The sequence below is a fragment of the Bradyrhizobium sp. CCBAU 11386 genome, assembly GCF_028128955.1.
In the GTDB taxonomy this organism is placed as follows: Bacteria; Pseudomonadota; Alphaproteobacteria; order Rhizobiales; family Xanthobacteraceae; genus Bradyrhizobium.
This window is the reverse complement of record NZ_LBKA01000241.1, coordinates 103,305-109,395: the sequence shown is the minus strand read 5'-3', so window position 1 is coordinate 109,395 and position 6,091 is coordinate 103,305. Positions and strand designations below refer to the sequence as shown.

General features: G+C 66.9%; 7 protein-coding genes. 2 read left to right on the top strand and 5 right to left on the bottom strand.

Features of this window, described 5'->3' with window-relative positions:
* Positions 1-9: 9 nt before the first annotated feature.
* The 5 genes from XI09_RS27245 to XI09_RS27225 form a co-directional block, all read right to left on the bottom strand.
* Entirely contained in the window at positions 10-888 is an 879-nt protein-coding gene (locus tag XI09_RS27245; protein ID WP_271569581.1) for an alpha/beta fold hydrolase, read from the bottom strand.
* Positions 881-1,513 carry a LysE family translocator gene (locus XI09_RS27240; protein ID WP_271569580.1) on the bottom strand — a complete coding sequence of 211 codons (633 nt, stop codon included), beginning with the start codon at positions 1,511-1,513 and terminating at the stop codon, positions 881-883. Before XI09_RS27240 ends, XI09_RS27245 begins: the two co-directional genes overlap by 8 nt.
* A gap of 44 nt (positions 1,514-1,557) precedes the next feature.
* Positions 1,558-2,820, bottom strand: a complete 1,263-nt coding sequence (fabF, locus tag XI09_RS27235) for a beta-ketoacyl-ACP synthase II (protein ID WP_271569579.1) — start codon at positions 2,818-2,820, stop codon at positions 1,558-1,560.
* Between the two features lies 1 nt (position 2,821).
* Positions 2,822-3,337 carry a winged helix-turn-helix transcriptional regulator gene (locus XI09_RS27230; RefSeq protein WP_271569578.1) on the bottom strand — a complete coding sequence of 172 codons (516 nt, stop codon included), beginning with the start codon at positions 3,335-3,337 and terminating at the stop codon, positions 2,822-2,824.
* A 553-nt stretch (positions 3,338-3,890) separates the two neighbouring features.
* Positions 3,891-4,898, bottom strand: coding sequence for a polyprenyl synthetase family protein (locus tag XI09_RS27225; RefSeq protein ID WP_028175606.1), 1,008 nt, complete (start codon positions 4,896-4,898; stop codon positions 3,891-3,893).
* A gap of 132 nt (positions 4,899-5,030) precedes the next feature.
* Between XI09_RS27225 and XI09_RS27220 the strand changes: the two genes are divergently transcribed.
* Together XI09_RS27220 and XI09_RS27215 are read left to right on the top strand one after the other, a co-directional pair.
* Positions 5,031-5,258 carry a putative signal transducing protein gene (locus XI09_RS27220; protein ID WP_011085319.1) on the top strand — a complete coding sequence of 76 codons (228 nt, stop codon included), beginning with the start codon at positions 5,031-5,033 and terminating at the stop codon, positions 5,256-5,258.
* The gene (locus XI09_RS27215; RefSeq protein ID WP_271569577.1) at positions 5,251-6,012 is read left to right on the top strand and encodes a tRNA1(Val) (adenine(37)-N6)-methyltransferase; all 762 of its coding nucleotides are present in this window, start codon (positions 5,251-5,253) and stop codon (positions 6,010-6,012) included. Before XI09_RS27220 ends, XI09_RS27215 begins: the two co-directional genes overlap by 8 nt.
* The last annotated feature ends 79 nt before the right edge of the window (positions 6,013-6,091 follow it).

Below are 6,091 nucleotides of genomic sequence, written 5' to 3'. Positions count from 1 at the left end.
GAGGCCGGGCTAGCCGCTGCTTTCCTCGGCCAGCCCGAGAAACCGCCGGATCGCACCCAACACCTCTTGCGGCTTGTCATGCTGCAGCCAGTGCCCCGCGCCGGCGATCGTCTCGACACGCGCCTGCGCGAAGTAGCGCTCCAGGCCTGCCGCTCTGGACCCGCCGAGAAAGCTTTCGCCGGCATTCAGCAGCAGTGTCGGGCAGGCGATGCGTGACCAGAGTTCGACGTGATCGTCCGGCCAGAGCCGGTGCGGCGCGGAGGCGCGCTGGTAGGGATCGAACTTCCAGCTATAGGTACCGTCCTCGTTCTGCCGCGCGCCGTGCGTCGCCAGATGCAGCGCGAGGTCGCGGGACAGCCGCTTGTTGTGAAGCACCATCTGCGCGGCGGCATCCTCGAGGGTCGAATAGCGGCGCGGCGTGCGGTCGTGCAGCTTGTCGAGCTGGCCGACCCATTTGCCGATGCGCTCATGCGCCGGCGGCTTCGGTGCATCCGGCAGCATGGTCACGCCGTCGAGCACGACCAGCTTCGTAACCTGCTCGGGGAATGACCCCGAAAAGATCAGGCTCACCATGCCGCCCATCGAATGGCCGATGAGAGTCACTTGAGGCGCTGCGACGCTGCGGACGAGCTGGGCGAGATCGTACACATATTCCGTCAGCGCGTAGCTGCCGCCCTTGGTCCAGTCGGAATCGCCGTGACCGCGCAGGTCGGGCGCCAGCACGTGAAAATGCGGTTGCAGCGATCTGGCGATGACGTCCCAGCTGCGGCAATGATCGCGGCCGCCATGGACCAGGATGAGGGGCGGCGCGCCCTCGTTGCCCCAATCGGCATAATGCAGCCGCAGGCCGTGCGACTCGTAGAAACGGCTTTGCGGGGCACTAGCCATTTGCCGGCCGCCGCGCCAGCGCGAGCGAGAGACCGAGGCCCGCGATGAAGACGCCGGAGCCCTGGGTGAGACGCCGCATCAGATGCGGCCGCCCGATCAGTTGCGTGCGCGTCGCGGAGGCCATCAGCACCACGACGACATCGGCGAGCGTGTTCAGCGTCACCGAGATCGCGCCGAGCACGATGAATTGCAGCGTGGGGTTCGATCCCAGGGGATCGAGGAATTGCGGAATGAAGGCGAGGAAGAAGGCGGCGGTCTTCGGGTTCAGCGCCTCGACCAGCACGCCGTCGCGGAACGCGCGCTTGTCGCCGACGGCTTCGCTCTCCAGCGACAGCGTACGGCCGGCGCTACGAAAAGTCTTGATGCCGAGCCAGACCAGATAGAGTGCGCCGACGAATTTGACGGCGGCAAACAGCTCGGCGCTGGCGAGAATGATGGCAGAGATACCGAGACTGCCCGCCACAACGTGAACCAGCCCGCCCAGCGCCGTGCCCGCGGTCGAGGCAAAGCCGCTGCCGCGCCCCTCGGACAAGGTCCGCGCCGCGACGTAGAAAATGCCGGGACCTGGAATGGCGGCAATGAGACATGCCGCGGCAAGGAACAGCCAGAAATTCGTGTCGGTCATCCCGCTTTCGTAGCGATGCCCGGCGCGATTGCAAGGCCTGTCGTTTAGTCCATCCGGCGGAAGATCACGCTGGCATTCACCCCGCCGAAGCCAAATCCGTTGGAGATGGCGTGCCGCATCTGCATCGGCCGCGCCGCGCCCGAGACGATGTCGATGCCATCCGCGCCGGGATCGGGGTTCTCGAAATTGAGCGTCGGCGGCGCGACCTGGTCGCGCAAGGCGAGCACGGTGAAGATTGCCTCGAGCCCGCCGGCGGCGCCGAGTAGATGGCCGGTCGCTGATTTCGTCGCGCTCACCGCGATGCTGCGGTTACGGCCGAACAGCGCGCCGATCGCGCCAAGCTCGCTTTCGTCACCGGCCGGCGTTGACGTCGCGTGCGCGTTCAAATGCTGCAATTCGCCGGGCGCAAGCCGCGCCTGCCGCAGCGCGATCTCCATGGCGCGGCGCGCGCCGTCGCCATCGGGCGGTCCCGACGTCATGTGGTAGGCATCCGCCGTCGTGCCGTATCCGACGATCTCCGCGATCGGCGTGGCGCCGCGCGCCAGCGCATGCTCGAGCGCCTCGACAACCAGAATGCCGGCGCCTTCGCCCATGACGAAGCCGTCGCGGTCGCGATCGAACGGGCGCGAGGCGCGCCTGGGGTCCTCGTTGAAGGAGCTCGACAGTGCGCGCGCCGCCGCGAAGCCGCCGAGGCTGACGATATCGATGCAGGCCTCGGCGCCGCCGCAGATCGCCACATCGGCCTCGCCGGCGCGGATCATGCGCGCGGCATCGCCGATCGCCTGAACGCTGGCGGCACAGGCAGTGACCGGCGTCCCCAGCGGTCCCCGGTAGCCGTATTTGATCGAGACGTGGCCGGCGGCGAGATTGGCGAGGAACGAGGGGATCGTGAATGGCGAGAGCCGGCGCACGCCGCGCTGCTCGGTGATGCGCACCGCTTCCGCCATCGCCGGAAAGCCGCCGACGCCGGAGGCGATAATGGTCGCGGTCCGCTCCAGCGCGGCCGCGTCCTGCGGCGTCCATTTGGCCTGCGCGACCGCTTCTGCGGTGGCGAGCAGCGCGAACAGGATGAAGCGGTCCATCTTGCGCTGGTCTTTTGGCGCGGCGGCCTGCGCCGGGTCGAAGCCGCCGTCGGCATCATCGGCCTTGTCGGGCACGAGGCCGGCAATGCGTGCGGGCAGCGCCTGCGACCATTCGGGCAGGGGACGCAGCCCGCTTTGACCGGCGAGCAGCCGGCGCCAGGACAGTTCGACACCGCAGGCGAGCGGCGACACTGCGCCCATTCCCGTCACGACGATACGACGCATGTCAGTCTCCAGCCGGCGCAACGGCCGGGTTCATGGCCTTGAGCGAAGCGAGCCGTTTGCGCATCCCGCGGCTGGCGCCCGGCCCCGCGATGACGACCGCATTGTTGAGCGTGATCGGCTGCATGTCGGCGGCATCGACCACGACCGGGTCGAACGGACGACGATCGGCCCGGCTCGCCAGCAGAATGGCTTCGCCCTTCGGCGCGAGATGCCTGTTGCCCCAGGCGAGCAGCGCCGCGACCACGGGGAAGAAATCCCGCGCCTTGTCCGTCAGCACATATTCGTAACGCGGCGGCCGTTCGCTGTAGCGGCGGCGGACGAACATGCCTGACGCGGTGAGATGGGCCAGGCGCCGCGACAGGATGTTCGGCGCGATCCCGAGTTTCTGCGAAAACTCGTCGAAGCGCGTCGCCCCCTGAAACGCATCCCGCAGGATCAAAATGCTCCACCATTCGCCGACCGTCTCCACGGCGCGGCCGACCGGGCATTCCAGGATGGAGGCGGATTTGGGCTGCATGGCGGGAAGGTAGGGGAGTGGCTTGCAAAATGCAAGTGACTTGGAAATGGCCAGGGGCGCTGACAAGCACGCCGCGAGATGGCGCGACGATCCTTTGCGAGATGTGAGGAAGCCGGCAGCTGGACCGCTCTCGTTGCAGACGTTCGTGCGTGTCGCATGGGTCCCGGCTCTGCGCCGCAACGCCAAGGGCGTTGCAGCGCGTCCGGGACACGAGAGTGAGCGGTGGAGATGCACCTTGCTCCGTCATTGCGAGCGCAGCGAAGCAATCCAGAGTCTTGCCGTGGGGACAGACTGGATTGCTTCGCTGCGCTCGCAATGACGGTGGTGGTGCGGTGGCGATGCTATCTCACCAGCGTCGTCCCGGCGAAGGCCGGGACCCATAACCACAGGGAGAGGTTTGACGAAGACTGGTCGTGAAAATGTCGTCGCGCGGTACAAATAGCCCGTGCTTGCCGATGGATCGCGCGGTATGGGACCCGGCCCCCCGTGCGCAATTGCGCACTAGGCCGGGACGACATCGAGAATGTTGCGGCAGTGCGCCGAAACGCGAGACCTAATGCGACCGCGCCAGGCAGAACGCCACGACCTGCTCCAGCGCGCTCTTCATCGGCGAGGACGGGAACAGTGCCAGCGCATCCACCGCCATGGCGCCGTAATGCTGGGCGCGGCTCAGCGTGTCCTCGAGCGCGCGGTGCTTGTTCATCAGCCCGATGGCGTGATCGAGATCGCTGTCGCCGATCTCGCCGCGTTCGAGCGCCTTGATCCAGAAAGCACGCTCGGTGTCGTTGCCGCGGCGGAAGGCGAGCACGACCGGCAGCGTGATCTTGCCCTCGCGGAAATCGTCGCCGGTGTTCTTGCCGAGCTTTGCGCTCTTGCCGCCATAATCGAGCACGTCGTCGACGAGCTGGAAGGCAATGCCGAGATTCATGCCGACCGAGCGGCAGGCGGTCTGCTCCGCCTTGGGGCGGTTCGCGATCACGGGGCCGACCTCGCAGGCGGCGGCGAACAACTCGGCGGTCTTGCCGCGGATCACGGCGAGATATTCGTCCTCGGTGGTCGCGGTGTTCTTGGCAGCCGCAAGCTGCATCACCTCGCCTTCGGCGATGGTGGCGGCGGCCGCCGAAAGAATGTCCAGCGCGCGGAGCGAGCCGACCTCGACCATCATGCGGAACGCCTGACCGAGCAGGAAGTCGCCGACCAGCACGCTCGCCTCGTTGCCCCAGAGCATGCGCGCCGACAGCTTGCCGCGGCGCATCTCGCTCTCGTCCACGACGTCGTCATGGAGCAGGGTGGCGGTGTGCATGAACTCGACGGAGGCCGCGAGCTTGATGTGGCCGTCGCCGGTGTAACCGGCAAGATTGGCCATGGCGAGCGTCAGCATCGGCCGCAGGCGCTTGCCCCCGGAGGAGATCAGATGGTTGGCGACCTCCGGGATCATGGTCACGTCGGAGCCGGTGCGCGACAGGATCGTGGCGTTGACGCGCTCCATGTCTCCGGCGACAAGGGCAACCAGCTCTTCGATCGACGCGCCGGGAGTTTCGAAAGGTACGATGACGGCCACGCCGGTCTCCAATATTTGCCCCGGAAGGGCTATTCTGATGGAAATACAATAGAAACTGGAGGCGGATGCGGCAAGTGCTGCGGAACCATTGACATTTGCCGCTTAACCCCTTTCAGGCAGGAGACCTGCGTTTTGCGTGAACTGGTTCGGACCAACGATATGGTGCTGGTGTCGGCGATCGGCGCGCTGCTCGACGGCGCCAATATCCATCATCTGGTGCTGGACCAGAACATGAGCATCATCGAGGGCTCGCTCGGCATTTTGCCGCGGCGGATCCTGGTCCATGAGGACGACGCCCAGGAGGCCCGGCAGCTCCTGACCGAGGCGGGGCTCAGCCACGAACTGCGCGGCGATGATTGAGGCCGACATCACCGAGGACGCCTTTCTCGGCGGGCAACTACGCCTGAAGCAGAAGCGGTCCGGCCATCGCGCCGGGCATGATGCCATCCTGCTCGCCGCGGCGACGGAGGCGAGAGCGGGCGACCGCGTGGTCGATCTCGGCGCCGGCATCGGCACGGCCGGGCTGGCGCTGGCGCAGCGCGTGGCGGGGATCAGGCTCAGCCTGGTCGAGATCGATCCGGAACTGGCGGAGCTGGCGCGTGCCAACGCGGCGGCGAACGCGATTGTCGCCGAGACGATCGTGCTCGACGTCACGGCCGATGCGCAGGCTTTCGTGGCGCATGGGCTGGTGCCCGACAGCGTCGATCGTGTGCTGATGAACCCGCCCTTCAACGATCCGGTGCGCCATCGTGGCTCGCCGGATCAGGCCCGCCACACCGCGCATGTGGCGACGGAGGAGACGCTGCATGCGTGGGTGCATGCAGCGCGGCGTATCCTGCGATCGAACGGTGTGCTGACATTGATCTGGCGCGCGGATGGAATCGCCGACGTCTTGGCAGCGCTGTCACGCGGCTTCGGCAGCCTGTCGGTCCTGCCGGTTCATGGCGAAGCGGGGCGGCCCGCGATCCGCGTGCTGGTGCGCGCGATCAAAGGCGGCAGGGCGCCGACGCGCCTGTTGCCGGGCCTCATGCTTAACGAAGAGTCAAACGTGCCTAAAAAAGAGGTGAGGGATATTCTGGAGGGGAGGGCGGTGTTGCCGCTGGCGGAGCCGTGACGGCTTACTGCGGCAGCGATTCCGTCTGCTGTTCTTGCGGGGACGTAAAGCGAATCGCCGTGAAAAGCGCACCGATCAG

Excerpts from the sequence above, each read along its gene's own strand:
- XI09_RS27245 (WP_271569581.1), bottom strand. The coding sequence starts at position 888 with ATGGCTAGTGCCCCGCAAAGCCGTTTCTACGAGTCGCACGGCCTGCGG.
- XI09_RS27240 (WP_271569580.1), bottom strand. The coding sequence starts at position 1,513 with ATGACCGACACGAATTTCTGGCTGTTCCTTGCCGCGGCATGTCTCATT.
- fabF (WP_271569579.1), bottom strand. The coding sequence starts at position 2,820 with ATGCGTCGTATCGTCGTGACGGGAATGGGCGCAGTGTCGCCGCTCGCC.
- XI09_RS27230 (WP_271569578.1), bottom strand. The coding sequence starts at position 3,337 with ATGCAGCCCAAATCCGCCTCCATCCTGGAATGCCCGGTCGGCCGCGCC.
- XI09_RS27215 (WP_271569577.1), top strand. The coding sequence starts at position 5,251 with ATGATTGAGGCCGACATCACCGAGGACGCCTTTCTCGGCGGGCAACTA.